23 protein-coding genes and 2 pseudogenes are annotated in these 25,694 nt (G+C 58.8%); 8 read left to right on the top strand and 17 right to left on the bottom strand.

All coding sequences use genetic code 11. The annotated features are described in order from the left end of the window. Positions 1 to 54: 54 nt before the first annotated feature. On the bottom strand, positions 55 to 456 hold the full coding sequence (locus ABIA48_RS05065) for a hypothetical protein (protein ID WP_429487290.1): 402 nt from the start codon (positions 454 to 456) through the stop codon (positions 55 to 57). A gap of 236 nt (positions 457 to 692) precedes the next feature. On the opposite strand from ABIA48_RS05065, the gene ABIA48_RS05060 reads away from it, so the two are divergent. Further along, positions 693 to 1,316 carry a glutathione S-transferase family protein gene (locus ABIA48_RS05060; RefSeq protein WP_429487289.1) on the top strand — a complete coding sequence of 208 codons (624 nt, stop codon included), beginning with the start codon at positions 693 to 695 and terminating at the stop codon, positions 1,314 to 1,316. A 124-nt stretch (positions 1,317 to 1,440) separates the two neighbouring features. On the opposite strand, the gene ABIA48_RS05055 is transcribed toward ABIA48_RS05060, so the two are convergent. Then, on the bottom strand, positions 1,441 to 1,881 hold the full coding sequence (locus tag ABIA48_RS05055) for a CBS domain-containing protein (protein WP_115947557.1): 441 nt from the start codon (positions 1,879 to 1,881) through the stop codon (positions 1,441 to 1,443). Positions 1,882 to 2,211: 330 nt separating this feature from the next. On the opposite strand from ABIA48_RS05055, the gene ABIA48_RS05050 reads away from it, so the two are divergent. Then, on the top strand, positions 2,212 to 4,572 hold the full coding sequence (locus ABIA48_RS05050) for a DNA polymerase II (RefSeq protein WP_429487288.1): 2,361 nt from the start codon (positions 2,212 to 2,214) through the stop codon (positions 4,570 to 4,572). Here ABIA48_RS05050 and ABIA48_RS05045 read toward each other — a convergent pair. The 3 genes from ABIA48_RS05045 to ABIA48_RS05035 all read right to left on the bottom strand — a co-directional run bounded on the left by ABIA48_RS05045 (position 4,537) and on the right by ABIA48_RS05035 (position 6,313). After that, positions 4,537 to 5,007 (bottom strand): DUF1810 domain-containing protein, encoded by a 471-nt coding sequence (locus ABIA48_RS05045; protein WP_429487287.1) that lies wholly within the window; start codon positions 5,005 to 5,007, stop codon positions 4,537 to 4,539. The two genes, ABIA48_RS05050 and ABIA48_RS05045, sit on opposite strands and share 36 nt — an antisense overlap. A gap of 29 nt (positions 5,008 to 5,036) precedes the next feature. Next, on the bottom strand, positions 5,037 to 5,858 hold the full coding sequence (locus ABIA48_RS05040) for an aldo/keto reductase (RefSeq protein ID WP_429487286.1): 822 nt from the start codon (positions 5,856 to 5,858) through the stop codon (positions 5,037 to 5,039). Positions 5,859 to 6,118: 260 nt separating this feature from the next. Continuing rightward, on the bottom strand, positions 6,119 to 6,313 hold the full coding sequence (locus tag ABIA48_RS05035) for a hypothetical protein (protein ID WP_429492970.1): 195 nt from the start codon (positions 6,311 to 6,313) through the stop codon (positions 6,119 to 6,121). 424 nt (positions 6,314 to 6,737) lie between these two features. Here ABIA48_RS05035 and ABIA48_RS05030 point away from each other — a divergent pair. Further along, a pseudogene (locus ABIA48_RS05030) lies at positions 6,738 to 7,524 on the top strand (sulfite exporter TauE/SafE family protein). A 171-nt stretch (positions 7,525 to 7,695) separates the two neighbouring features. Here the strand turns inward: ABIA48_RS05030 and ABIA48_RS05025 are convergent. The 5 genes and pseudogenes from ABIA48_RS05025 to phbB form a co-directional block, all read right to left on the bottom strand. Next, complete coding sequence (locus tag ABIA48_RS05025; RefSeq protein WP_429487285.1) at positions 7,696 to 7,962, bottom strand: hypothetical protein; 267 nt, start codon at positions 7,960 to 7,962, stop codon at positions 7,696 to 7,698. Positions 7,963 to 8,042: 80 nt separating this feature from the next. Beyond that, positions 8,043 to 8,162: pseudogene (locus ABIA48_RS05020) on the bottom strand (AAA family ATPase); the annotation flags it as partial. A 107-nt stretch (positions 8,163 to 8,269) separates the two neighbouring features. Then, complete coding sequence (phaC, locus tag ABIA48_RS05015; RefSeq protein WP_277530217.1) at positions 8,270 to 9,973, bottom strand: class I poly(R)-hydroxyalkanoic acid synthase; 1,704 nt, start codon at positions 9,971 to 9,973, stop codon at positions 8,270 to 8,272. A 161-nt stretch (positions 9,974 to 10,134) separates the two neighbouring features. Beyond that, entirely contained in the window at positions 10,135 to 11,313 is a 1,179-nt protein-coding gene (locus ABIA48_RS05010) for an acetyl-CoA C-acetyltransferase (protein ID WP_007988008.1), read from the bottom strand. A 64-nt stretch (positions 11,314 to 11,377) separates the two neighbouring features. Next, positions 11,378 to 12,124, bottom strand: a complete 747-nt coding sequence (gene phbB, locus ABIA48_RS05005) for an acetoacetyl-CoA reductase (protein ID WP_429487284.1) — start codon at positions 12,122 to 12,124, stop codon at positions 11,378 to 11,380. Positions 12,125 to 12,395: 271 nt separating this feature from the next. Here phbB and ABIA48_RS05000 point away from each other — a divergent pair, with 271 nt between their 5' ends. Beyond that, entirely contained in the window at positions 12,396 to 13,511 is a 1,116-nt protein-coding gene (locus ABIA48_RS05000) for an AraC family transcriptional regulator (protein WP_429487283.1), read from the top strand. A gap of 14 nt (positions 13,512 to 13,525) precedes the next feature. On the opposite strand, the gene ABIA48_RS04995 is transcribed toward ABIA48_RS05000, so the two are convergent. Further along, positions 13,526 to 15,949, bottom strand: coding sequence for a DUF3141 domain-containing protein (locus ABIA48_RS04995; protein ID WP_429487282.1), 2,424 nt, complete (start codon positions 15,947 to 15,949; stop codon positions 13,526 to 13,528). 251 nt (positions 15,950 to 16,200) lie between these two features. On the opposite strand from ABIA48_RS04995, the gene phaP reads away from it, so the two are divergent. Further along, positions 16,201 to 16,764 carry a TIGR01841 family phasin gene (phaP, locus tag ABIA48_RS04990; RefSeq protein WP_277530209.1) on the top strand — a complete coding sequence of 188 codons (564 nt, stop codon included), beginning with the start codon at positions 16,201 to 16,203 and terminating at the stop codon, positions 16,762 to 16,764. A 35-nt stretch (positions 16,765 to 16,799) separates the two neighbouring features. On the opposite strand, the gene phaR is transcribed toward phaP, so the two are convergent. Both phaR and ABIA48_RS04980 read right to left on the bottom strand, forming a co-directional pair. Next, positions 16,800 to 17,333: a polyhydroxyalkanoate synthesis repressor PhaR gene (gene phaR / locus ABIA48_RS04985; RefSeq protein WP_429487281.1), complete on the bottom strand. Its 534-nt coding sequence runs from the start codon at positions 17,331 to 17,333 to the stop codon at positions 16,800 to 16,802. A 70-nt stretch (positions 17,334 to 17,403) separates the two neighbouring features. Continuing rightward, positions 17,404 to 17,772, bottom strand: a complete 369-nt coding sequence (locus ABIA48_RS04980; RefSeq protein ID WP_429487280.1) for a VOC family protein — start codon at positions 17,770 to 17,772, stop codon at positions 17,404 to 17,406. 180 nt (positions 17,773 to 17,952) lie between these two features. Between ABIA48_RS04980 and ABIA48_RS04975 the strand changes: the two genes are divergently transcribed. Further along, a complete protein-coding gene (locus tag ABIA48_RS04975; protein ID WP_429487279.1) occupies positions 17,953 to 18,513 on the top strand; it encodes a DUF4174 domain-containing protein in 561 nt (186 codons plus the stop codon). 137 nt (positions 18,514 to 18,650) lie between these two features. Here the strand turns inward: ABIA48_RS04975 and ampC are convergent, their stop codons facing one another. The 3 genes from ampC to ABIA48_RS04960 all read right to left on the bottom strand — a co-directional run bounded on the left by ampC (position 18,651) and on the right by ABIA48_RS04960 (position 22,622). Continuing rightward, entirely contained in the window at positions 18,651 to 19,760 is a 1,110-nt protein-coding gene (gene ampC, locus ABIA48_RS04970) for a class C beta-lactamase (protein ID WP_429492792.1), read from the bottom strand. Positions 19,761 to 19,920: 160 nt separating this feature from the next. After that, positions 19,921 to 21,264, bottom strand: coding sequence for a glucarate dehydratase (gudD, locus tag ABIA48_RS04965; RefSeq protein WP_429487278.1), 1,344 nt, complete (start codon positions 21,262 to 21,264; stop codon positions 19,921 to 19,923). Between the two features lie 11 nt (positions 21,265 to 21,275). Then, positions 21,276 to 22,622, bottom strand: coding sequence for an MFS transporter (locus ABIA48_RS04960; protein WP_429487277.1), 1,347 nt, complete (start codon positions 22,620 to 22,622; stop codon positions 21,276 to 21,278). A 280-nt stretch (positions 22,623 to 22,902) separates the two neighbouring features. On the opposite strand from ABIA48_RS04960, the gene ABIA48_RS04955 reads away from it, so the two are divergent. Beyond that, positions 22,903 to 23,613 (top strand): FadR/GntR family transcriptional regulator, encoded by a 711-nt coding sequence (locus ABIA48_RS04955; protein ID WP_277530196.1) that lies wholly within the window; start codon positions 22,903 to 22,905, stop codon positions 23,611 to 23,613. Positions 23,614 to 23,776: 163 nt separating this feature from the next. Here ABIA48_RS04955 and ABIA48_RS04950 read toward each other — a convergent pair whose 3' ends face one another. Next, positions 23,777 to 24,688, bottom strand: a complete 912-nt coding sequence (locus tag ABIA48_RS04950) for a DMT family transporter (RefSeq protein ID WP_429487276.1) — start codon at positions 24,686 to 24,688, stop codon at positions 23,777 to 23,779. Positions 24,689 to 24,784: 96 nt separating this feature from the next. On the opposite strand from ABIA48_RS04950, the gene ABIA48_RS04945 reads away from it, so the two are divergent. Continuing rightward, positions 24,785 to 25,648: a LysR family transcriptional regulator gene (locus ABIA48_RS04945; RefSeq protein ID WP_429487275.1), complete on the top strand. Its 864-nt coding sequence runs from the start codon at positions 24,785 to 24,787 to the stop codon at positions 25,646 to 25,648. Positions 25,649 to 25,694 lie beyond the last annotated feature (46 nt).

Raw genomic sequence — 25,694 nt, 5'->3', positions numbered from 1 at the left:
AAACCCGGCGGGTGAGGCCGGGCTTTCGTCGGGTCTTGCGGTACCGCCCTGCATTCAGGCAGTACGGTTCTGGATCAGGCGGTCGGAACCACCTTCAGCGACGCGGTTTTGCAGCAGTTTGTCGGAACCACCTTCAGCGACGCGGTTTTGCAGCAGTTTGTCGGAACCGCCTTCGGCGACGCGGTTTTGCAGCAGTTTGTCGGAACCACCTTCGGCAACGCGGTTTTCCAGCAGGCGATCCGAACCACCTTCAGCCACACGATTCTCGATCAGGCGATCCGAACCACCTTCAGCTACACGATTCTCGATCAGGCGATCGGAGCCACCCTCAGCCACACGGCTTTCAATCAGACGATCCGAGCCGCCTTCAGCGACCACAGGTTGAGCAGAGGTAGCGGCGAAAGCGTTAACGGCGAAAACCGAGAAAGCGATGCTGAGAAGGGTTTGGCGTTTCATGATGGTGTGCTCCGGGGTGTCATGGGTTGGTATGGAGCAGATGTTACGCCGGGGATTTTTTATGAGAACTTCATTGAGATGATGGTGAACATCGACGGCAATGATAGGACCCGCGCCATACTCCTTGTGAACGTGATGGTGCGGTCGTCGGATGGCCGCTGTGTGGCGGGTGGCGGCTTCTACACTGGATAGCTTGATGCGGCACTGCGGGGGGCGCGGTGTTAAAGGAGGCGTTTATGTACCAGCTCTACGGTCATCAGAACTCCGGAGCGGCGGCCATCGAAGCCGCCCTTGAACTCTGTGATGTTCCTTATCGCTTCATCGATGTCGAGTCGTCCGCGGAGGCGGCCCAGACGCTGCAGAAACTCAACCCGCTCAAACAGATTCCGACCTTGCAGCGGCCCGATGGCGGCGTCCTGACCGAGAGCGCGGCGATCCTGATTCACCTCGGGCTGACCTTTCCCGCATCGGGATTGTTGCCGCAGGATCCGGCCAAGCGGGACCAAGCCATTCGCGGCATGGCGTACATCGTCAGCAATTGCTATGCGGCCATCGGTATTATCGATTACCCCGAACGCTGGCTGGCCGAGGCGGATGAGTCGTCCAGGCAGAACCTCATAAAGGGTGCCCGCCGGCGCCTGCACTGGAGTTGGGAGGTGTTTGCCGATCAGTTTTCGGGCGAGTTGTACCTGGGCAGCGAGAAGCCAAGGGCCCTGGATGTACTGGCGGCGGTGATCTCGCGATGGGCGGGCAGTCGGGAACATTTGCGCAATGCCCGGCCGGGTTTTTTCGCCTGGCTGGAACGCATTGACCGCCACCCGGCGCTGGCCCCGGTGTTCGCCCGGCATTGGCCGGCCTGAACACCAAAAACCAATGTGGGAGCGGGCTTGCTCGCGAAGGCGTAGTGTCAGACAGCATTAATGTCGACTGGCACACCGCCTTCGCGAGCAAGCCCGCTCCCACAGGGATCCTCGGCGTGTCGACTCACTCCCCGCGAATGTACTGCTCCAGCTGCTTGATCAGTTCCGCCTGTTCGGCAATCGCTTCCTTGACCAGGTCACCGATCGACAGCAAGCCGATCAACTTGCCGCCTTCGACCACCGGCAGGTGACGCAGGCGTTTATCGGACATGATGCCCAGGCAGGTCTCCACGGTTTGATGGGTGTCGACGGTAATCACTGGCGACACCATGATATCGCGCACCGGCGTGCCCACCGAAGAGCGGCCATGCAGCACCAGTTTGCGTGCATAGTCCCGTTCGCTGATGATGCCCAGCACTTCATCATTCTCCACCACCAGCAAGGCGCCGACGTTTTTCTCGGCCATCTTCATCAGCGCTTCGAGCACCATGTGGTCGGGTTTGATCTGGTGCACTTCCTGATTCTTCTGATCTTTGAGCTTGAGCAGTTGGGCGACGGTTTTCATGGTGGTTACTCGGGTGTTGTCGTTGTTCTTGAAGAATCGTAGACGCAAGCGTTCAGAGCAAGGGCGAAAGCGGCAGATAACGCGCAAAAAACGTCATTCGGTGGTTTTTCTTCGGCAAACCTCACATTTCCGGCCAGTAGATGACTTGTGGGAGCGGGCTTGCTCGCGAAAGCGGTGGGTCAGTCAATATTAATGCTGCCTGACACTACGCCTTCGCGAGCAAGCCCGCTCCCACAGGATCGGTGTCTGCCTGATAGGCTGGCGGCGAACGCGCTATCGCGGCTGATGACGGGTAGAATCATCCTCTGAATCAGCATTGAGGTTGCAGCGGTGGATCTACAGCAGGGCTTCGTCCTGACCCGGCATTGGCGCGACACCCCGGCCGGTACGGAAGTCGAGTTCTGGCTGGCGACCGATAGCGGTCCCCGGCGCATCCGCCTGCCTTTCCAGCCCTCGGTGGCGTTTCTTCCTGCTGTGCAGCGTCAGCCCGCCGAAAGCGTTTTGCATGATGAGAAAAACGTCGAGCTCAGGCCCCTGGCCCTGAGGGATTTCGAGTATCGCCCGGTCCTTGGTCTTTACTGCCAGCAACATGGCCAGTTGATGCGCCTCGAAACCGCGCTGCGCCGGGCCGGTGTCGAGGTGTTCGAAGCTGACGTGCGCCCGCCGGAACGCTACATGATGGAACGCTTCATCACCGCACCGGTGCGCTTCAGTGGCACGCCGAATGCCGAGGGCCTGCTGCTCGACGCACAGATGAAACCCGACCCCGATTACCGGCCGAGCCTGAAACTGGTGTCCCTGGACATCGAGACCACGGCCCAGGGCGAGTTGTATTCCATTGCCCTGGAAGGCTGTGGCGAGCGTCAGGTGTACATGCTCGGTCCGCCCAACGGCGACGATAGCCAGGTGGATTTCCAGCTCGAATACTGCGACTCGCGAACCCTGTTGCTGAAAAAACTCAACGAATGGTTTACCCGGTTCGACCCCGACGCGATCATCGGCTGGAACGTCGTGCAGTTCGACTTGCGGGTGCTTCACGAACACGCCAGGCGCCTGGCGGTGCCGTTGAAACTGGGGCGTGGTGGCGAGGAAATGCAGTGGCGCGAACACGGCAACGGCAACCATTACTTCGCTTCAGCCGCTGGCCGCTTGATCATCGATGGTATCGAGTCCCTGCGTTCGGCGACCTGGAGTTTCCCCTCGTTCAGCCTGGAAAACGTCGCGCAAACCTTGCTCGGCGAAGGCAAGTCCATCGACAACCCGTACCAGCGTATGGACGAAATCAATCGCATGTTCGCCGAGGACAAACCGGCGCTGGCCAAATACAACCTCAAGGACTGCGAACTGGTCACGCGGATTTTCGCCAAGACCGAGTTGCTCACCTTCCTGCTGGAGCGGGCCAGCGTCACCGGGTTACCGGCCGATCGCATGGGCGGTTCGGTGGCGGCGTTCACACACCTGTACATGCCGCTGATGCACCGTCAGGGTTTCGTTGCGCCGAACCTCGGTGGCAAGCCGCCGCAAGCCAGCCCCGGCGGTTTTGTCATGGATTCGCAACCGGGACTGTACGAATCGGTGCTGGTGCTCGATTACAAAAGCCTCTATCCGTCGATCATCCGCACCTTCCTGATTGACCCCGTGGGGCTGATTGAAGGGCTCAAGCACCCGGACGACAGCGAATCGGTACCGGGCTTTCGTGGCGCGCGTTTTTCTCGCACCCGGCATTGCCTGCCATCCATCGTCGCCCGAGTGGCCGAAGGCCGGGAAACCGCCAAGCGCGAGCACAACGCACCGCTGTCCCAGGCGCTGAAAATCATCATGAACGCCTTCTACGGCGTACTAGGCTCCAGCGGTTGTCGCTTTTTCGACACACGCCTGGCCTCGTCGATCACCCTGCGCGGGCACGAGATCATGCTGCGTACCCGCCAGTTGATCGAAGCGCAGGGGCATGTGGTGATTTATGGCGACACCGACTCGACGTTCGTCTGGCTGCGTCGCGCCCATGGCCAGCAGGAGGCGGCGCAGATCGGCCATGCACTGGTCGCGCACGTCAATCAGTGGTGGCGCGAGCACGTGCAGCAGGAATACGGCTTGCAAAGCGTTCTCGAGTTGCAGTTCGAAACCCACTACAAGCGCTTTTTGATGCCGACCATTCGCGGTGCCGAAGAAGGCAGTAAAAAGCGCTACGCGGGTCTGGTGACTCGCGCCGATGGCAGCGACGAAATGGTCTACAAAGGCCTGGAAACCGTGCGCACCGACTGGTCGCTGCTGGCCCGTCAATTCCAGCAGGAACTGTATTCGCGGATCTTCCTGCGCAAGCCCTATCAGGATTATGTGCGTGACTACGTGCGCAAGACCCTGGCCGGCGAGTTCGATGACCGGCTGATCTACCGCAAACGCCTGCGTCGCACCCTTGATGACTACCAGCGTAATGTCCCGCCCCACGTACGCGCGGCGCGCCTGGCCGACGAATACAACGACCGGCAGGGTCGCCCGCGGCAATACCAGAACGGCGGCTGGATCAGCTACGTGATCACCGTTGCCGGCCCTGAACCGCTGGAAGTGCGCAGCGCGCCCATCGATTACGACCACTACATCACCCGGCAACTGCAACCGGTGGCGGACGCGATACTGCCGTTTGTCGACGACGACTTCTCAACCCTGATTGGTGGGCAACTGGGCCTGTTTTGAATCCATCAGTGACAAGGTCCAGTCATCCAGGATGCCGTGGAAATATTGGTTCAAGGCTTGCTGGAAAAGACTGTCGGCGGCAGCGACCTGGGCAAACAGGGTCATCGAGGAGTGAAATTTCAGGTCGTCGGGATGACCGAAAATACCGGCCACCGAGCGCTCCCGGATATTCAGCACTTCCTGGGTGCAGGCGCGTAACCGGGCGCCCAGCAATGGATGCTCAAGGTAGGCCAGGGCTTCCTCCCGCGAGCGGATGGCAAAGCGGCGCGACATCTCGCTGCCGCCGAGCCCGGCAAACTGTGGAAAAATGAACCACATCCAGTGACTGCGCTTGTGTCCGTTGCTCAACTCGTCTTGAACCCGGTCGAATACCGGGTCCTGAGCCTGGAGAAAGCGTTGCAGATTGAACGGGTCCAGGTGGTCGGTGCTTCTCATGGCGAAGCTCTCTGACAGACTGCGGTGGTTCAGACCATGGCCAGCCGCTGTTTGCGTTGTGGCGCGTGAAACGCTTGGTCCAGCGCCTCCAGATCCTCTGCTTCAAGCTGCAACCTGGCGGCCTGGGCGTTGAGGCGTACATGTTCGGGATGCACCGCTTTGGGGATGGCAATCACTGCGTCCTGACGCAGAATCCATGCCAGTGCTGCCTCTGCCGGTGTCACGCCGTGACGGCTGGCTACTAGTTTGAGCGTAGCATTGGCGAGCATTTTGCCGCCTTGGCCAATCGGGCAGTAAGCCATGACCGGCAACCGCCGTTGTTGGCTCCAGGGCAGCAAATCAAATTCTATGCCGCGTTGTTCCAGGTTGTAGAGCACCTGATTGGTGGCGCAGGTCGGGGCGTCCAGTTCCAGCAAGTCATCGAGGTCGAAATTGGACACGCCCCAACGGCCAATCTTGCCGGCTTCGCGCAGGCGCTCGAAGGCTTCGACGGTTTCTTCCAGGGGATACTGGCCGCGCCAATGCAGTAGATACAGATCGATGTAATCGGTGCCAAGCCTGCGCAGGCTGCGCTCGCAAGCCTGGGGAATGCCCTGGCGGCTGGCGTTGTGCGGGTACACTTTGCTGACCAGAAAGACACTGTCACGCTGGCCGGCGATGGCATCGCGGACCACTTCCTCGGCGCCGCCTTCAGCATACATTTCAGCGGTGTCGATCAGGGTCATGCCCAGTTCGATGCCCTGGCGCAGTGCCGCGACTTCTTGTGTGTGTCGCGAGCGGTCTTCGCCCATCTGCCACGTGCCTTGGCCGATAACCGGGACCCTGGCCCCAGCCAATTCAAGCGTGCGCATGCAAACCTCCTTTATGAATGCCGATGGTCATTTCAATGGGCAGCAGAATAGTCCATCGGTTCCGCCGCAGGGATTTTCGCAGGCTGCAATCATTTGAGTCTCACGTTGCCGGTGATCGATTGCTCCGTGCCGATACTGCACTTTTTCGAAATGTCCGGCTCTATCCATGGCAGCCTGCGGCGATCCCCACCGTCGGCCCATGCCCAAATCCAAGAACCCATGGCTCGAGTTTCACCCCGCATCATTACGAGAATACGCTGTCATTGCCTGCTGCTGGCAGGTCTGTCGATGTTCTTCGTCACCGGTTGCAGCCAGCAGCAGGGCGGCGACATCTTCACCCAGATGAGCTGAAAAAGTCCGGATTCCTTGATGCCCGCACAGCTGGCAAGCAAGTGCGCATGGCCATCGAACAGCAGCAGCCGCTGCCCGTCCTCGGCGGCAAAAATTTCAGCCACGACACCCGTTGTAGCAGCTGCCGAGCCCGCGAGGCTGCGTTCGGCTGCGAAGCAGTCGTAAAGTCAGTCATTGCGGTCTGCCTGGCAGGCCGCGTCAGCTCGAATCACGGCTGCTATGCAGCCGAACGCAGCCTCGCGGGCTCGGCAGCTGCTACAGATCACACTACCGCTTAACTGACTGGCGTTAGGGTCCTGCCAGTGCAGTGAGCACGACACATATTCCTTGTGGGAGCGGGCTTGCTCGCGAAAGCGGTGGGTCAGTCAATATTAATGCTGCCTGACACTACGCCTTCGCGAGCAAGCCCGCTCCCACAGTGGAATTAAGTTCAGGGTATAAAGATAGATCGCATCGATATAACTGGTTATAAGAAATATCGCTATGCTGCGGGCCAGATTTCCCCCTGCGATCTTTGTGGAAGTATTCATGGATTTAGTGAACATCGGGTTGATTGTTGCCGGGCTGGTCGTCGGCTTCATCGTCGGCATGACTGGCGTAGGTGGCGGGTCGCTGATGACCCCGATCCTGCTTGGGTTCGGCATCAACCCGGCGACGGCGGTCGGTACCGATCTGCTGTACGCCGCCATCACCAAATCCAGTGGTGTACTGGTTCATCGCAAGAACAACAACATCGACTGGGCGATTACCGGCTGGCTGACCTTGGGCAGCGTGCCCGCGGTGGCATTGACACTGTGGTTCCTCAGCACCCTGCACAGCGCCCCCGAGGCGATGAACGCAATCATCAAGCAGGCCCTCGGTTTTGTGTTGTTTGCCACGGCACTGGCGATCCTGTTCAAGAAGCGCCTGCTCGACTTCGCCCACAAACGTGCGGGCGGCAACTACAACCCCAGCGGATTGCGCTTGAATGTGATGACAGTCATCACGCGGGCTGGTCCTTGGCACCATGGTCGCGCTGACGTCCATCGGCGCCGGTGCACTGGGCACCGTAGCACTGTTCATTCTCTATCCGATGCTACCAACCCGCCGCCTGGTGGGGACTGAAATTGCCCACGCCGTACCGTTGACCCTGGTCGCGGGCCTTGGCCATGCCAGCATGGGCAACATGGACTGGCACGTCCTGGCTTACCTGCTGGTGGGTTCGTTGCCGGGGATTTACCTGGGCAGCCACCTGACCGGGCGCATCTCCGACGAACTGCTGCGTCCTTGCCTGGCGACCATGCTGTTGTTGATCGGTTACAAACTGGCGTTCTAGCGTCTACCACAATGATCTGGAGCCGTTGTAGCTCCTGAAAACCGTAGAAGCTTCGCTGATGAGTACTTCCTGAGTGCAGATCTCAGTAGCTTGGCAAGTTCTGTATTATCGTGATCTTAATCTTGAGAGTTGAGTATCAGGCGGATCACAGGTAGCGATCCGCGAGAATGCTTACTCTGGCATTGTCCAGGATTGTAGTTTGTAGCCCTCCTGGCTCAACTCGGCGCGCACCTCTTCCAGCAGGCTTTCCAGCTGCGCCGGGTCGGAATAGGCACTGCTTGGAATCTGTTTGCGACAAATACGAGTGTTGGCCCGGTCGATGACGGTCAGACTCAGTTCGCCATTACCGTCTTGCGGAGCCCAAGTGACGCATTGAAAAGGTTCGAATGCGTGGCCGGCAATCAAAAGTGCTTCGTTGAGACGGAACGGGGTGCTCATGGGTCGTCTCTCCTTGTACCCAAATAAATGAGAAGACCTGCTGCATGCAGTCATGCAGCAGGGCATTTCCACAACAACAGTCAAAATTGCTGGTCTTCCTCCGTACCCACCTTGTCCTTGCGCCTACGTTTGCGTGATTTGATTTTCGTCTGTGCAATCAAACTGCTGTGTTGCCGTCGGTACGACTCGTTGCCCGTTTCCGATCAATCATACTTCGGCACAACCCACAACATCTCTACGCTGCCGTCATCCAGGAAGTCGAGCGTCACGTACTGGAAAGTGTCGCGCTCTGGCCCACAACAGTCTTTCATTGCTTTACATAACTGCCTGGCGCTGGCTCCAGAGGCGGGAATTTGTCATTCCCTATGTGCGGAGCCGCTGGTTGGCGCTCGCCGGAGTGTCCCGCCAGCCAGTTGAACCAGTCATTCCACCAGCTACCGGGTTGCTGCTCAGCATTCTTGAACCAGGTCTCCGGGTTTTTCGTGACCCGATTATTGGTCCAGTAATGGCGCTTCTGCTTGGCCGGTGGATTGATGACGCCGGCGATATGCCCTGAAGCTCCTAATACAAAACGCTTGGCCCCGGAGAGCAGGTTGGTGCTGGCGTAGGCGCTTTTCCAGGGCACGATGTGATCGTCATGGGTGGCGAGGATGTAAGCGGGAGCGTCAATTGCACGCAAATCCAGCTTGACCCCACAACACTCCAGCTCGCCTGATTTCAAATCGTTCTGCAGATAGGTGTGGCGCAGATACCAGCAGTACATCGGCCCCGGAAGGTTGGTGCTGTCGTTGTTCCAGAACAGCAGATCAAGCGGGATCGGCTTCTGCCCCTTGAGGTATTTGTCGACGTTGTAGTTCCACCACAGCTCGTTGGGGCGCAGTAGGGAAAAGGTATTGCCCATGTCCTCACCACGAAACAGACCGATGGGACCATTCATGCCGCCGATGGTGCGCTCTCGATAGGCCACCAGTTCTTCGTCGACGAATATGTCGATGGGACCGGTATCCAGGTAATCAAGGAACGTGGTGAACAGGCTCACGCTGGCGATCTCCCGGTCGCCGCGTGCAGCAAGTACTGCCAGCGCCGTGCTCAGCAGGGTGCCGCCGATGCAGAAGCCCACGCAATTGAGTCGCTGCTCGCCACTGATATCGCGGGTCACCTGCAAGGCGTCGATTACCCCGTGCTCAATCAGGTCATCCCAGGTGGTGCCAGCGTGTTCCTCGTCAAAGTTGCGCCAGGACATCAGGAATACGGGATGTCCCTGTTCCAGCAGGTGACGGACCATTGAGTTGTCCGGGCGCAGATCAAGGATGTAGTACTTGTTGATCGACGGAGGTACGACGAATACCGGGTGTCGGTACTGGGTTTCGCTTTGCGGGTAGTACTGAATTAGCTGGAATAGCTGATTCTCAAAGACGATTTCGCCGGGGGTGTTAGCCAGATCGACGCCAACCTTGAAGGCGCCGCTATCACACTGGCGCATTTTGCCTTCGTTCATGTCGCTGACCAGATGCTGCATACCTGTGAGCAGGCTGGCACCTTGAGTCTCAACCGCACGCTGGAGCGCATCAGGGTTGCTGACCAGAAAATTGCTTGGCGCACTGGCGGCAATGGCTTGCTCCACCAGATAGCGCAGGCGTTGGCGTGGTTTTTTTTCTTTGATCAGCAGCTTGTCGAGCAGTTTCAGGAGAAAGCTTGCGTTGAGCAGGTAAAACGCAGCGAGGGAGCCGAACAGTGGCTCGCTCCAGTTGCTGCTGGAGAAGCGTCGATCATCGAAGCTGAAGGATTGGCCGGTCAGCAGTTTTTGACCGAGTTGGCCCCATTGAACCTGGTAGTCCGCTTGAAGGCTGTCCAGGGTTTCGCGAGGTAACTCGAACCAGGCGCCGTGCTCATGCCCGGAAAACCACGGATTGGTGCTGACCCATAGGCGTAATTGTTGCACTGCAAAGGAAGCGATGAACGGAACCTGGCCTGACCAATAGGTTTTGAATGTATGCGCGTTGTTGTCCATAAAGTTCCTTGCCCATACAGATGAGCCGGGCAGAAAAAAAGCCGCGCTTTGCCGGACTCCGGCGTAGCGACGGCAGGAATACGGGCAGCGTTGTCTGACGCCAACCTGATGCGCGGAACAAGGGGCCCAAGTCCGCGCATGGGCTACTCAGATGCCGTTGGTTAGCGCTCGATAGCCAGGCCGACGCCTTGTCCGCCGCCGATGCACAAAGTGGCCAGCCCCTTCTTGCCGTCGCGACGGATCAGTTCGTGCACCAGCGACACCAGAATCCGTGCCCCCGATGCGCCGATCGGATGGCCAAGGGCGATCGCGCCGCCGTTGACGTTGACTTTGCTGGTGTCCCAGCCCATCTCTTTGCCAACCGCCAGCGCCTGGGCGGCGAAGGCTTCATTGGCTTCGATCAGGTCCAGGTCCTCGACGCTCCAGCCGGCCTTTTGCAGGGTCAGGCGTGTAGCCGGGACCGGGCCGATGCCCATGATCGACGGGTCTACACCGGCGCTGGCATAGGCTTTGATGCGTGCCAGTACCGGAAGGCCGAGCGCTTGTGCTTTAGCGGCGCTGGCCAGCAACAGCACGGCCGCACCATCGTTGAGGGTCGAAGCGTTGCCGGCAGTCACGCTGCCGTCTTTCTGGAATGCCGGTTTGAGTTTTGCCAAGGCTTGCGCAGTACTGTCGATACGCGGCTGTTCGTCGGTGTCGAAGACCAGCGGTTCGCCCTTGCGCTGAGGAATCAGGATCGGGGTGATTTCGCTCTGGAAACGCCCGCCCTCAATGGCTGCGGCGGCCTTCTGTTGCGAGGCGGCAGCGAAGGTATCCTGTGCTTCACGAGAGATCTCGTACTTCTGCGCCAGATTCTCGGCGGTGATACCCATGTGATAGTCGTTGAAGGCGTCCCACAGGCCATCCTGGATCATGCTGTCTTGCAGTTGCGCATGGCCCATACGCAGGCCGGTGCGTGCCTTGGGCAGAACATAGGGGGCCAGACTCATATTTTCCTGACCACCAGCGATTACCAGTTCCGCGTCGCCGCAACGGATTGCCTGGACGGCGAGATGGACCGCCTTGAGACCGGAGCCGCAGACCTTGTTCAAGGTCAGGGCAGGCGTGGTGTGTGGCAAACCGGCCTTGATCGCTGTCTGGCGTGCCGGGTTTTGCCCAGCGCCGGCAGTGAGTACCTGGCCGAGGATCACTTCATCAATTTGAGCAGCATCGATACCCGTCTGCTCCAGCAAGCGGCGAATCACTGCGGCACCCAGTTCGGTCGCGGGAATTGCAGACAAAGCACCCTGGAAACTGCCAATGGCGGTACGAGTAGCGGCAACGATTACGACTTCGTTCATGCGTGACCTCATCGAAAAGACAAAATTCGTCGAGCAAACCAGGGCATTCCTGCCCTGATCGGAGTTATTGCATGTTCATGCCGCCGTTTACCGAGAAATCGGCACCGGTACTGTAGGCGGACTCATCGGAAGCCAGCCAGGCCACGATTGAGGCGATCTCTTCTGGTTGGCCAAGGCGACCGACCGGAGTTGCAGCGATCATGCCTTCGAGAATGTCCGGGCGAATTGCCGCGGTCATGGAGGTCTGGATGTAGCCTGGGGATACGGTATTGACGGTCACGCCCTTGCCGGAGACTTCCCGGGCCAGTGCCATGGTGAAACCATGGATGCCAGCCTTGGCGGCGGAGTAGTTGGTCTGGCCGAACTGACCACGCTGACCGTTGATCGAGGAGATATTGATGATCCGCCCCCAGCCTTTGGACAACATGCCTTCAATGACCTGCTTGGTGGTGTTGAACAACCCCGTCAGGTTGGTCCCGATCACGCTGTTCCAGTCTTCCGGGGTGAGCTTGCGAAAAGAGGCGTCGCGGGTGATGCCGGCGTTGTTGACCAGCACATCGATCGGGCCGAATTGTTCACGAGCCATCTCGAAAGCCTTGCGGGTTGACTCCCAATCGGTGACGTCACCATAAATGAACTCGAACTCATAACCCGCCTCCAGTTGGCTGGCACGCCATTCGTTCTTGCGGCTGGAATCAGAGCTGCAGCCGACGATTACCTTGAATCCTTCCTTGTATAGACGTTGGCTGATTGCCGTACCGATACCGCCCATACCACCCGTTACCAAAGCAATGCGACTACGCGATTCCATACATCTACTCCATTTTTTTGCGCTGCAGGAGAGAAGATTGTTCGATATCGACGGGCCGTGCGGAAGTGTTTGTAGGTGACGTTCTCCTGTCCATCGGTGCCACGCGGGTGTTTTGGCCTGCTGGCAAAAAAATGAGGAGCACCCATACTGGGATCAATTCTTAAAACTCAATGGATAGTTAATATTACTGAAACACTGTTGAAATATGTTCAGCGCATGTCAGTATCGGCTCCGGACAGGACGTTCGGTTCCATTGGTCAATGAGGACGCCATGTATAGAATGAGTTCAGGCTATGCCAGCATGCTGGCGAATACGTTTTTGGCCCAAGGACTGGACCTTGCCGGTCTGTGCCAGGAGGCGGGACTGGATGTCGGGTTCGTGAATACACCAGGAGCATTCTGCGAGCGAAGCGTGATCTATCGTCTTTGGGACCTGGCTGCTCAGGCTTCGGATGATGTGAATATCGGTTTGAAAGCCTACGGGGAATTCCATCCCAGTAGTTTTCAGATCGTGGGCTACACGATGATGTCCAGTTCGAATCTGAAAAGAGCGCTTGAACGTCTGGTTCGTTTCAGCCCGTTGATCGGGACCGGATTCAGCCTTTTCCTTGTCAGGGAGCAGCAGCATTACCGATTGGCCAGTCTCGATCATCAGCAACATGGCTCGGTCAAACCCCGGCAATACACGGATGCAGCGTTGGCTTCGCTGCTGGGTTTCTGCCGTTGGCTGGCAGGTGGCAAGTCGCCGCAACCGTTGAGTGTGGAGTTCACTTATCCCGAACCTGAAGACACGTCGGAGCATCAGCGGCTTTTTGACTGTCCGCTGAGTTTCGGGGCGGCATATGACAGCATCTTGTTCGATGGCCAGGAGCTTCTGAGTCCGTTGAGCATGGCCAACGAGGCATTGGCCACGCTCCATGACAGTTTTGCCGAGGCTCAATTGGACCTGTTGTCCGGTTACTTTATCGTTGGCAGGATTCGCGCGCTGATTACCGAGCGCTTGAGCCAGGGGCAAGGCCAAGGGCAATGTGATATGGAATCGATTGCGGCGGCACTGAATATCAGCAAGCGAACGCTTCAACGAGGCCTTGAGAAGGATGGCACGCAATTCAAGGACGTCCTGAACGATGTGCGCCGGCAGATGGCTGACTTCTATTTGCGCCATTCTCATTTCAACATGAAGCATGTGACTTGCCTGCTCGGCTTCCATGATCACAGCAGCTTCCATAAGGCATGCATCCGTTGGTTCGGTATGACCCCCGGTCAGTATCGAACCGACGAGTTGTCGCCTGTGGTCGAAAAGGTCGCGCGGGTCGGATCCATGAACCCCATCGGTCTGTACAGAGATCAAAAGATCGCAGGCTCCGCCGAACGGATGCACCGCTAATCCCTTGTGAAGGGTCATTGAGGCTTGGGGCCTGTTGTCCCTTTGCTCGCTTTGCGCTTCGGGGCTTTAACTTCGATGGCAGGAGCGGGCGGTGGTGTGATCTGCGGCGACGGAGATGGCTGCGAAGGGGTCTCCTGCGGGATGACAACTGTCTCACTGGGTGGTTGGGTCAGGCTGAAGCCCGGCAGGGGGACTTCGAGCAACGTGTGCAGCTCACGCCAGAATTCGCCTTGAGCTCCAACGGTCGCTAGCAGTTCAGGCATCAATTGCCCAACGGCTGTCAGGACCTGTTGGCGTTCCTTTGCCTCTGGTAGCAACAAGGGCAGGCTGCGCAAGCTTTCTTGCGGGTGGGCGAAAACCAGCAAGTTCTGCAATCGGATGGCTTCGCGCAGGGCAGTGGGCTCATTGCTGTAGTCCTGGACCAGCAGGTGCACCTGCTGGATCAGCTTCTCGATGCTTTCCTTGCCCGCCTTGTCGCTGTCGCGGCCCAGCAAAAACAGAATCCGCACTAATGCTTCCAGGGGGCCGCCATGGGGCAGCGCATCCTGCAGGCGTTCGATCAGGACCTGGTCCAGCTGGTCGGCATGTGCCTGGAGATTTCGCACAGGCTTGTTGTTGGTGAGGGCACTCAGTGCGCCGTAAATACCGTAAAAACACAGCTCCTGAGTGGCGTCACGCACATCGCGATAAGCATTCAGGGCGTCTTGCATCTGGTTGGAAAACAACGCTTGCCAGGCCAGCAACGGGTTGTCTTTGCGTGCAGGATGACGATCACTGCTCACTTGGGAGGAGGTCCCGGCTAACCACCACAGCGCCGGATTCAGGCTGCTCCATAGCACTTGCTGCTGATGGAAGGGGTGCGCCCTGCGCAACAGTTCGGCAATTGGCTCGTTGACGATCTGACGCAGCCACGGACGTATGAACCCGTCGTAAAACGCGTTGTTGATTTCAGAGGCGCGCTCCACCAGAGAGAATTCGCGATCGTCATCACGGGCCGGCTCGACGTCATCATGGATATCGGCGATTCGCCTTGATTCGAAACGCACTCGGTATTGCATGTCATCGCTGCCTGAGGAGCTTGGCAGATCGTCAATCAGCATTTCATACAGTCCTGCCGGCAGCGCCTTGATGGTTTCGACCGCGCCGAGCATCCCACGGTGTTCGCGCCGCGCCACTTTGCCGGAAACAAAAATACCTAAATGGCCGATGCTGGCGTGCCGCAGGTAGACGATGGTACGTCCTGCGTCATGCAAAGCGAGATCGCTGGGATAAACATCGGCGATCCAGTTCAATGCCTGCTGGGGAGGGGTGATGTTGTCTCCGTAGGAACAGAACACCACTACCGGTACTTCGATCCGTTTCAGGTCAATGCCGCTGCTCTTGCGGCCGAGACCACCGGACAATTGGTTGCCGATGAAAAGGTCATCGACAATCATCTCAATCTCTTCGCCATTGAGCAGGGTCGGGCTGCCCCACCAGCGTTCGAAGTCGAGGAAGCGCGTAGCCTCGCTGTCGACCTGGCTGAACAACTGGTAGTACTTACCCCAATAGGTGTTGGCCGGGTCCAGGTTTTCGAAATTGCTGACCAGCCAAGTACCGTCAAAGCGGCCATTGCCCAAGTCGCTGCCCAAGCGAGCCATCCAGCCGCCACCCAGCAGGCCTCCGGTATAGCGCATCGGATTGCGTCCATTGACACCGGCCCAGTATGACAAGGGGGCACCATTGATAATGATCAATCCCGGCAGTTCCGGTCGTGTTGCAGCCAGTCCCATCAACGCCCAGCCCGCCTGGCAGTTACCGATGATGATCGGTTCGCTGTTGGTCGGGTGAAGGGCGCTGACGACTTCGATGAACCGGGCCTGGGCTTCAACGATATCGGCCAGGGTTTGTCCAGGCTGTGGCGAGTGACTGAAAGAGATGAAATAGGTGGGGTGGCCGGCTCTGAGGCTTTCACCTAATAGCGAATCCTGTTTGAAGCCGCCGATTCCGGAGCCGTGGCCGCCGCGTGGGTCAATGATGATCACCGGCTGGCCGTTGCTGTCGATTCTTTGCTCTGGTCCGGGGAGGATTCGCAGCAGTGAATAGTTGACCGGGCGTGGGAGATCGGAGCCGGCGATCAGGGTTTCATGATCGAACTTGAGCAGCAGAGGATACCCGGCGCGTTCATGGGCCAGCGTATTGTCGCCGCGCTGGCGCAGGGTGTCCCAGAACAGCAGGCTGCGTTGGCCGAGGTCGGTGAAGTATTCCTGCCAGTCAGTGGGCGTGGGTTGTCTGAGTTGACCCCGTTTCAGGGGGGCGAGGGTTTTTTCCTGGCGTTGGCGCAAAGCATCAAGGACGTTCAGGGTGTTGAGGTGCTGCAGATGACTCAGGTGTTCGAACAGGCCGCGTTGAGAGGAGGGTTTTTCATATTGCGATGCAATAATATCTTCCTGGCCCATGGTGATCTCCTGGCGTTATGCATGAGAGGCAGCTGCATGCGCCTCTTTAATAAAGAGGGCTTGGCTGGCTGTTCGATGTCAGGAGTTTATAGCGAATAGAGGCAGGAGAAGAAAGATTTTTGTGCGCTGCACAAAAAAATCATTGCTAAACGGATTTGTGCGCTGCAATATTAAGGCTAACGCGATGACCGGCAGGATCGCTATCGCGTCCTCAGGCCCATGTCGGCTTTTCAGAATCAGGAGATTCAAGCATGTCTTTTTTCAACTCGGAAAAATTGCAAGACGCTCAGAAAGCCAACCTCGACCTCCTGCAGCAAATCAGTGGCAAAGTCTTCGCCAGCGTTGAACAGCTCACCCAATTGCAGTTCAAGACTCTGCAGGCCTCCACCGAGGAGCAGTTCGACGGCATTCGCAAGCTGCTGGCAGTCCGTGATCTACAAGGGCTCGCTGAGCTCCAGACTTCTTTCACCCAGCCAAATGTGCAAGCCGAACGCCTGGCTGAGTTCAATCGCCAAGTGCAAGCGTTGATTGTCGGCACTCACTCGGAAATCGCCAAACTGACCTCGCGTCAGGTCGAGGTGGGCACCCAGCAGGTGCAAGAGTTCGTTGAAGTGATCAGCAAGAATGCACCGGCTGGCTCCGAGCCTGTTGTGGCCGCGTTCAAGTCGTCGCTGGCGAATGCCGGTACCGTTTTTGAGAGCGCACAGAACGCCGTAAAACAGGCTGCTGACGTTGCCCAGAGCGGTTTTGACGCAGCGACCGCCGCAGCCGGCAAAAGCGCTCCTGGTGCCAAGGCTACAAGCGGTAACAAGTAAGTCACATTAGAGCGGTTACACTGATGGCGATGGGTTTACTCCCCATCGCCATTTTTTTTCGGCCCGCCACCGGCACCTGGCTTGCCTGGTGGCACGCCGCCGAACAGGCCGAAGAGGTTCTGAGTGTTCAGGTAGAGGTTTTTTGACTGGTCGACATACTGGCGCATCAAATCCTGCATAACCGGTGCTTGCTGGTGCATGAACTTGCTCCAGGCTTCAGAGGACTGAGCGCCGGTCTGGGACTGGATGTCGATGACCGTCTGGATGCTTTTATCCAGGTAGCTGCCGAGGACGCTCTGGTAGGGACCGTAGAACTGGATAATCCCCATGAGCATCTCGCTGGAGAATATCGGCTCACCGCCACTTTCGGCTTCCAGAATGACCTGCAGCAAAATACTTCGGGTCAGATCCTCGCCAGTCTTGGCGTCGACCACCTCGAACGGGATTTTATCGACGACCAATTGGCGTATATCCGCAAGGGTCAAATGACTGCTGGTGTGCGTGTCATACAGACGGCGATTCGGGTACTTCTTGATCAGACGGGTGGTGTTCCGACTGTTATCTGTCATGCGGGGCTACTCACAGCGAGCCTGATTTGCAGGCATCTTATCCTACTCTGACCACTGCCAGTCCAATGCGTCATTCGCGGGTGAATATTTCCAGCAGATGCCCGTCCGGGTCATCGAAATACACCCGCCGTCCTCCCGCGTAATCATTGATTTCCCTTGGCCGCTGCTTGCACGGATCCGCCCACCACGGCTGACCGCTGGCTTGCAGGCGTGCGAAGGCTGCATCGAAATCCTCGTCGCCAATCAAAAACGCATAGTGCTGAGACGCTATCGGCGGATCGTTGTCGTAGAAATCCAGTGACACGCCGTTATCCAGCCGGACGACCAGCATCGGCCCGAAGGGCTCGGGGGCGGGCAGGCCGAGCAATCCGGCCAGGAAGTTCGCCGAAACCTGCTTGTCCCGGCACCAGACGATGGTGTGGTTCAACTGAGCGCTCATGGGCAAGTCCTCACGGCGGATCATGCGGGTTGTCTTGAGTCTTCAGATTAGCTCAGCCTGTTGCGCAATGACCGCCCTGACCTAAGCTTGGGGCAAGGCGAAACACAATTGCGGTACGTCACCCGGAACGATCGCCGCGATGCGCAATCATTAGAGCGTGGATATCAAAAGGAGATGCGCATGCTCATCAGGTCACTGACCCTGGCAACCTTGCTGGCTATCGCCAGCCCCTTGTTCGCCGCCGATGACGGCTCACCGCTGGACATGGACAAGGGCAGAGCCCGGCCACTGATTGTCATCGCACCAAGCACCGTTGATCCGATCTGGGTCAGCCTGAAAAAGTCGCTGGATGAGCCGGCCAATCACAAGGGGTTCACCGACCGTAACATGGTGCTCTACACCGTGCTCAATCTGATGGGCCAGCGCGACGGCAAAGACCTCGGGCCACAAGACACGGCGGCGCTGATCCGCTCGCTCAAACTGGGTGCCGGCGCCAAGACCAAGGTGATACTGGTCGGCAAGGACGGCGAAAAGAAACTTGAACAATCGGACGCCGTCAAGCTGGAAGAGATTTTCAGCGCTGTCGATCAGTTGCCGGCGGCCGAAAAAGAATTTACGGCGACAGTGGCCGCTCCCGTCGCTGAAGCCGAGCCGGCTGCCAAAGGTGCCAAAGGCACCAAGGCTGGCAAAAACAGCAAACCGGCGAAGCCCGCCAAACCACCTGAAATGCCGGATGATTGATCCGGCACGGAATTCTGGTGATGAGCAGAGAACCTGTGGGAGCGAGCTTGCTCGCGATGGCGTCGTAACAATTGCTATCAATGTTGAATGTCATACCGCTATCGCGAGCAAGCTCGCTCCCACAGACGGATCAGGAATTATTGGGGAAGGGCACTCAATATTTGATGGGCGATCCTGACCCGCTGCGCATTGGGATAATTCTTGTTGGCCAGCATCACAATGCCGATGCCCTTCGATGGCACGTACGCCACGTAAGCACCAAAACCACCGGTTGAACCTGTCTTGTTGATCAGCACGTTTTTCGGCTGCGCTTGCGGCGGATTCAGCCACTGGACTTTGTGCGCCTCTATGGCCATCGGCGTGGAGTTGCCGTCCAGCAAGCGATCCAGTGTGATCGGGTAGCGATACATCTCCCAACCGAGGCCCTGGGTCATGTCGCCAACGGTGTAGTAGGCGCTATGAGTTAACGCGATTGCCTGTTGCAACGGTTTTTCCAGGCGCGACGGCTTCATGTTCGCTTCAACATACGCCATCAGGTCCGCAGCGCTGGTTTTTACCCCGTACGCCTCGGAGTCCAGTGCGCCTGGACCAACCCGCACCGGTTTGCCGTCCTTGTTGTAGCCCTGGGCGTAAAGCGCCATCTGGTCCTGCGGCACCCTCAGGTAGGTGTGCTCCAAACCGAGTTTGGGAAGCAGGGTGTTTTGCATGGCGTCATCAAACGGCTGGCCCAAGCTGTGGGCGGCGAGGTAGCCGAACAGGCCCAGGCTGGGGTTCGAATACAGTCGGTGGCTGCCGGGGGCGTAGAGCGGTTTCCATTGTTTGTAGTAGTCGAGCATTTTGTCGGCCGAATCAGATTCAGCAGGGAATTGCAGCGGCAGGCCGCCAGCGCTGTAGGTGCCCAGTTGCAGCACGCTGATGTGGTCGAAAGCACTGCCGCGCAAGGCCGGTAGCACGTGGCTGGCCTTGTCCGACAGTGTCAGTGTGCCCGAGGCCTGGGCGTAAGCGGCGAGGGTGGCGGTGAAGGTTTTGCTGACGGAACCGATTTCGAACAAGGTGTCTTGTGTGACAGGGTTGCCGGTTTCTGTCGAGGCGACGCCATAGTTGAAGTAATGCGGTTGGCCGTTGACGGTGACCGCCACGGCCATGCCGTGGATACCCTCGGCCTGCATCACCGGTTGTACAGCGGCGTTCACCAGTGTCTCGATTTGATCCTGCGCCACGCATTGGCCCGCGGCGAATATCGCCATGCAAGCGGCGATGGTTTTCAGCCTGTCCATGTTGGTTTCATCCGTCGTTGATTCAGTTGCGCGTCATTTTAGGGCGTGAAGCGCCATGCTCCGAGCGCTTTTTAAAATAGGCCGCCAACAGGCGGCCACGCGCAACCATTGATTCAACTCACTTGGCGATTCAACGCAGCAGGCACGGCCGCTTGTTATCGAACTTCCAGCCGGGAATCAGGAACTGCATCGCCACGCTGTCATCCCGCGCACCCAGGCCCATGCCTTTGTACAGCTCGTGGGCCTTTGCCAGTTGATCCATGTCCAGCTCCACCCCCAGCCCCGGCTTCTGCGGAACCTGCACGCAGCCGTCGACGATTTGCAGCGGGGCCTTGGTCAGGCGCTGGCCGTCCTGCCAGATCCAGTGGGTGTCGATCGCCGTGATCTCGCCCGGCGCGGCCGCCGCGACATGGGTAAACATCGCCAGGGAGATGTCGAAGTGGTTGTTGGAGTGCGAACCCCAGGTCAGACCCCATTCGTGGCACATCTGCGCCACGCGCACCGAACCCTGCATGGTCCAGAAGTGCGGGTCGGCCAGAGGAATGTCGACCGATTGCAACTGGATCGCGTGGCCCATTTCCCGCCAGTCGGTGGCGATCATGTTGGTCGCGGTCTTCAGGCCCGTGGCCCGGCGGAATTCAGCCATGACTTCGCGACCCGAGTAACCGTTTTCCGCCCCGCACGGGTCTTCGGCATAGGCCAGCACGCGGTGCTGATCGCGGCACAGGCGGATGGCCTCTTTCAGTGACCATGCACCGTTCGGGTCCAGGGTAATGCGTGCGTCGGGGAAGCGTTCGGCCAGCGCAGTCACCGCTTCGATTTCGGCGTCGCCACTGAGCACGCCGCCCTTGAGTTTGAAATCCTTGAAACCGTAACGGGCATGGGCCGCGACCGCCAGACGGACCACCGCGTCGGCGGTCATGGCTTTCTCGTGCCGTACGCGGAACCAGTCGTTGTCGGCGTCCGGTTCGCTGCGGTAGGCGAGGTCCGTTTCGTTGCGATCACCGACATAAAACAGATAGCCGAGCATCTTCACTTCATCGCGCTGCTGGCCTTCACCCAGCAGGGCAGCCACCGGCACGTCCAGATGCTGGCCGAGCAGGTCGAGCAACGCGGCTTCCAGGCCGGTGACCGCGTGGATGGTGATGCGCAGGTCGAAGGTTTGCAAACCACGGCCACCGGCATCGCGGTCGGCGAAGGTCTGGCGTACTTGATTGAGGATCTTCTGCCAGGTGCCAATCGGGCTGCCCACCACCAGGCTGCGCGCGTCTTCCAGGGTCTGGCGGATGCGCTCGCCCCCTGGCACTTCGCCGACGCCGGTGTGGCCGGCGTTGTCCTTGAGGATCACGATGTTGCGAGTGAAAAACGGGCCGTGGGCGCCGCTCAGGTTGAGCAGCATGCCATCGTGGCCGGCCACCGGAACAATCTGCATGCTGGTGATGATCGGGGCTTTGGCGATTTCTTGTGCGGTCATTTTTTATCCTTTCAGGCGTGACGTGGCGCAGCTTTGGCCGATTCGACGGCAGGCGCGGATTTGGGTTTGTTGCGGGCGGCAAACACGATGATGGCGGCGATGATCGAGGTCGCTGCCAGGCCGTAGAGCCCGCCCTGAATGGAGCCGGTGTGTTCTTCCAGCATGCCGAAAGTGGTCGGTGCAACGAAGCCGCCGAGGTTGCCCACCGAGTTGATCAGCGCGATGACGCCGGCCGCAATGCGCGCATCCAGATAGGCCTGGGGAATCGGCCAGAACAGTGACGAGGCTGATTTGAAGCCCAGTGCTGCAAAGCAGATGGCGACGAAGGCGAAGACCGGCCCGCCGGTGGTGGACATGAACATCCCGGCGGCTGCAATCAGCAGGGCGGCTGCAACCCAGGCTTGCTGGTGTTTCCATTTGGCCGACAGCGAAGCGAAGGCGTACATGCCGACAATCGACAGCAACCACGGAATCGAGTTGAACAGCCCGACCTGGACATCGCTCAGCTCGCCCATTTTCTTGATGATGCTGGGCAGCCAGAAGGTTGCGGCATAAATGGTCAGCTGGATAAAGAAATAGATCAGGCAGAACAGGATGATCTGGCGATCCTTGAGCAGTTTGCCCAGCGACGGCTTGATGGGGGTCGCCGCTTCCCGGGCCAGTTGTTCGTCGTCGATGGCCTTGACCAGTGCGTCCTGCTCTTCGCGGCTCAGCCATTTGGCGTCGTGGGGCCTGGAGTCCAGCCAGAACCAGACGAACACGCACAACCCCACCGAAAACATGCCCTCGATGAAGTACATCCACTGCCAACCGTGCAGGCCCAGCCCTTCGATTTGCAGGAGCAAACCGGACAGGGGGCCTGAGATCAGCGACGCGAACGCCGAGCCACTGAGGAAAATGGCAATCGCCTTGCCGCGCTCCACGCCGGGCAACCAGCGGGTGAAGTAGTAGATCACCCCGGGAAAGAAACCGGCTTCGGCCACGCCTAGCAGAAATCGCAGAATGTAGAAGTGGGTTTCGTTCTGGATGAATGCCATGCCTGCGGCGACCAGGCCCCAGGTCAGCATGATCCGTGTCAGCCAGATCCGCGCGCCGACTTTTTGCAGGAGGATGTTGGAGGGCACTTCGAACAGCGCATAACCGATGAAGAACAGCCCGGCACCGAGGCCATAGGCGGCAGCGCCAATGCCCAGGTCATGTTCCATGTGGGCGCGGACGAAGCCGATGTTCACGCGATCTATGTAATTGACGATGAACATGATGACGAACAGCGGCAAGACGTGACGTTTGACTTTGGCGATGGCGGACTTCAGCGCTGAATTGGCGTCGTCCTGCATCCCGGAGATGGATGTATTCACTGTGTTTTCTCCCACTCGTTATTTTTATGCGGGGTAAGGCTGGGTGCTGCGTTGTTGCTAGACATCATACAACTACATTTTTTCATCGTGCAACTGTGTTTTTCCAACAAAATGGCGCGTTGTCTGACTGTTCTTATTCTTTTTACGGCGATCTCTGGTCTTTGAAATGGCTCGGAAGGGGAGTGTTGATGAGTGTTGTCATACAAGTTTGGCGAGATTTTTCAAGATTCCCACCAGGCGCGGTGCTACGATTCGATTGCCCTGATTTCCGGACACCCTCATGCACGAAGACCTCGAAGCTCCCGCCCGCAAGCGCAGCCACAACCTGGCCCATGACCTGGTCGAAAAACTGACCCAGCGCATCCTGCTCGGCCAGATGTTGCCCGGTGACAAGTTGCCGTCGGAAAACACCATCGTTCAGGAACACGGGGTCAGTCGCACGGTGGTGCGTGAGGCAATCTCGAAGTTGCAGGCCTCGGGGCTGGTGGAAACCCGGCATGGCATCGGCACGTTCGTGATCGAGCGCGCACCGGAGCAGGGGTTACGGCTCAATGTCGATACCGCGCTGGGGGTCCGCAGCATTCTGGAGTTGCGCATGGGCCTGGAAACCCAGGCGGCCGCATTGGCGGCAATGCGCCGCAGCGATCAGCAACTGGCGCAGATGCGGGCAGCGCTGGATGACTATCAAAGCCTGCTGGCTAACAACGACAGCTGTGTCGAAGCCGACCGGCGTTTTCATCTGCTGATCGCCGAAGCCACCGGCAACCTGTGCTTCACCGAGATCATGCAGCACCTGGGCAGTGCCATGATTCCGCGCACCCGGGTCAATGCGGCCGAGCGTGGCGCAGTGGACTTGAGCAAACTCGGCGAGCTGGCCAACCTCGAGCATGAGGCGATTCTCAATGCCATCAGGCGCCAGGACCCGGACGCGGCGCGGGCGGCGATGTGGTTGCACCTGAGCAACAGTCGTGACCGGTTTTCGCCCAGTTGATGCTGATCAGGTGGCGTTTTTTCAGTTATACCGAGTGGTCGTTCTTCGCGAGCAAGCCCGCTCCCACAGGGTTTTATGTTTGCCGCGGTTCCTGAGCAGACCCTGAACCTGTGGGAGCGGGCTTGCTCGCGAAGGCGTCAGTCCAGGCAGCAAAAAACATGGATCAGCCCCGGGCAACCTGAACAACGACAGCCCGCCGCTCCAGATTCAACGCCAGCACACTCGTCAACACCACCAGCCCGCCGACCACGATCATCAATGTCGGCCGCTCACCCAACGCATAAGACGCAATGACCATCGCCGTCGGCGGCGTCAAATACAGCGTCATGGTCGCCCGGCTCAAATCGACATGCGCCAGCACAAACGCCCAGGCCAGGTAGGCCAGGGCACTGGGGAATATCCCCAGGGCGATCACCGCAAACTGCACGTGCGGCGGTGCAAGGGCGACTTGCTCCACCAGGCCAGGCAAGTAAACCAGCAACAGCACCGTCCCGGACCACACCGTGTAACACACCAGCGTCAGTCCGTCGTAACGCCCGGTGTGATGCTTTTGCAGGGCGAAGTAGAGGCTCCAGGACAGCGCCGCCAGCAGGATCAGCAAGCCGTGGGCATCGAGACTGCCCAGGCCATGGTCGCCCGCCACCACAATCACCACGCCAAGCAGCCCGAGCAGTACACAACCCCAGCGCCACAGGCTCACCTGATCCTTGAACACGAAGCGCGCAATCAATGTGCTGAACAGCGGCGTGGTCTGGGCCAGGACGCTCGAAGCGCCGGCGCTGACACCCTGCTGTCCGAAGTTGATCGCCACGTGGTGCAGGCTCACGGCAAAGAAGCCCAGGCCGAACATCAGCGGTAAGTCTCGAAGCCCGGGTAAGCGAATGCTCTTGAATATCGCGACCACGGCCATGAACACGGAAGCCAGCAAGAAGCGCAGGAGTGCCAGATGTACGGGGTCGTAGGCCTGCAAGCCGATATGGATGCCGGTTGGGGAATAGCCCCAGCACACCACGACAAACGCCATGGCCAGAATGATTTTCAAGGGCGAAACGGGGGAGGGTGAGAGCGGCTTCATGGTCGTGCACCTGTGGGCGGATGCACCGAGTATCAGAAAGCGGATCATTCGCCACAACTGACTTATACTGCGCTAATCGTTCACTGTGGGTGATGTATGGAGCTGGCACAGATTCGCATGTTCAAGACCGTGGCCGACGTCGGCAGCATCGCCCGCGCAGCTGAGCTGTTGCATTGCGTGCCGTCGAACATCACTGCACGGATCAAGGCCCTTGAGGCCGAACTGGGTGTCGCGCTGTTTCTGCGCGAGGGCCGGGGGCTGCGCATCAGCCCGTCGGGGCAGACGTTTCTGGCCTACGCCTCGAAAATTCTGGCCCTCACCGCCGAGGCCAAACGCGCGGTCGACCCTTCGGCCGAGCCCTCCGGCCCCTTGCGCATCGGGGCCATCGAGTCGTCGGCCACCGGGCGTTTGCCACGTCTGCTGGCGAAATTCCACAAGCGTTTTCCACGGGTGGCACTGGAGCTGACCACCGGCTCCTGGGGCCAGTTGCTCGATGACACGCTTAATCACAAACTCGACGGCGCCATCGTCGCGGTGGATGTCGAGCGTTCGCACCTCAAGCGCACGCCGATGTACCGCGAAGATTTGCTGCTGATTGCCTCGACATCCCTGGGGCCGCTGCGTGACATCAGCGATTTGCAGGACCAGACCGTATTCATGTGGCCCCAGGGCTGTCCGTACCGGGCGGCGCTGGAGCATTGGTTGCTGCGACAAGGGCAGGCACTGCCGATTGTCAGCCTGGCCAGTTATGGCGCGATTGTCGGTTGCGTCAGCGCCGGGGCTGGCGTGGCGCTGGTACCCAAAGGCATCTTCGATCAATACGCCAAAGGTGCGGGGTGCGCAGGGTTTGAGTTTCCCGAACTGACCGCCGTCGACAATCTTTTTTACTGGCACGAAAACGCCGGAGTGCACCCGGCGCGCGAGGCGTTCGTGGCGATGCTCCGCGAGGAATTTGCCTGACGCAGTACCTGTGGGAGCGGGCTTGCTCGCGAAGGCGGCGTGTCAG

Source organism: Pseudomonas sp. S30_BP2TU TE3576, from assembly GCF_050436025.1.
GTDB lineage: Bacteria > Pseudomonadota > Gammaproteobacteria > Pseudomonadales > Pseudomonadaceae > Aquipseudomonas.
The sequence above is the reverse complement of the archived record's forward strand: the minus strand, read 5'-3'. Positions and strand labels throughout refer to the sequence as shown.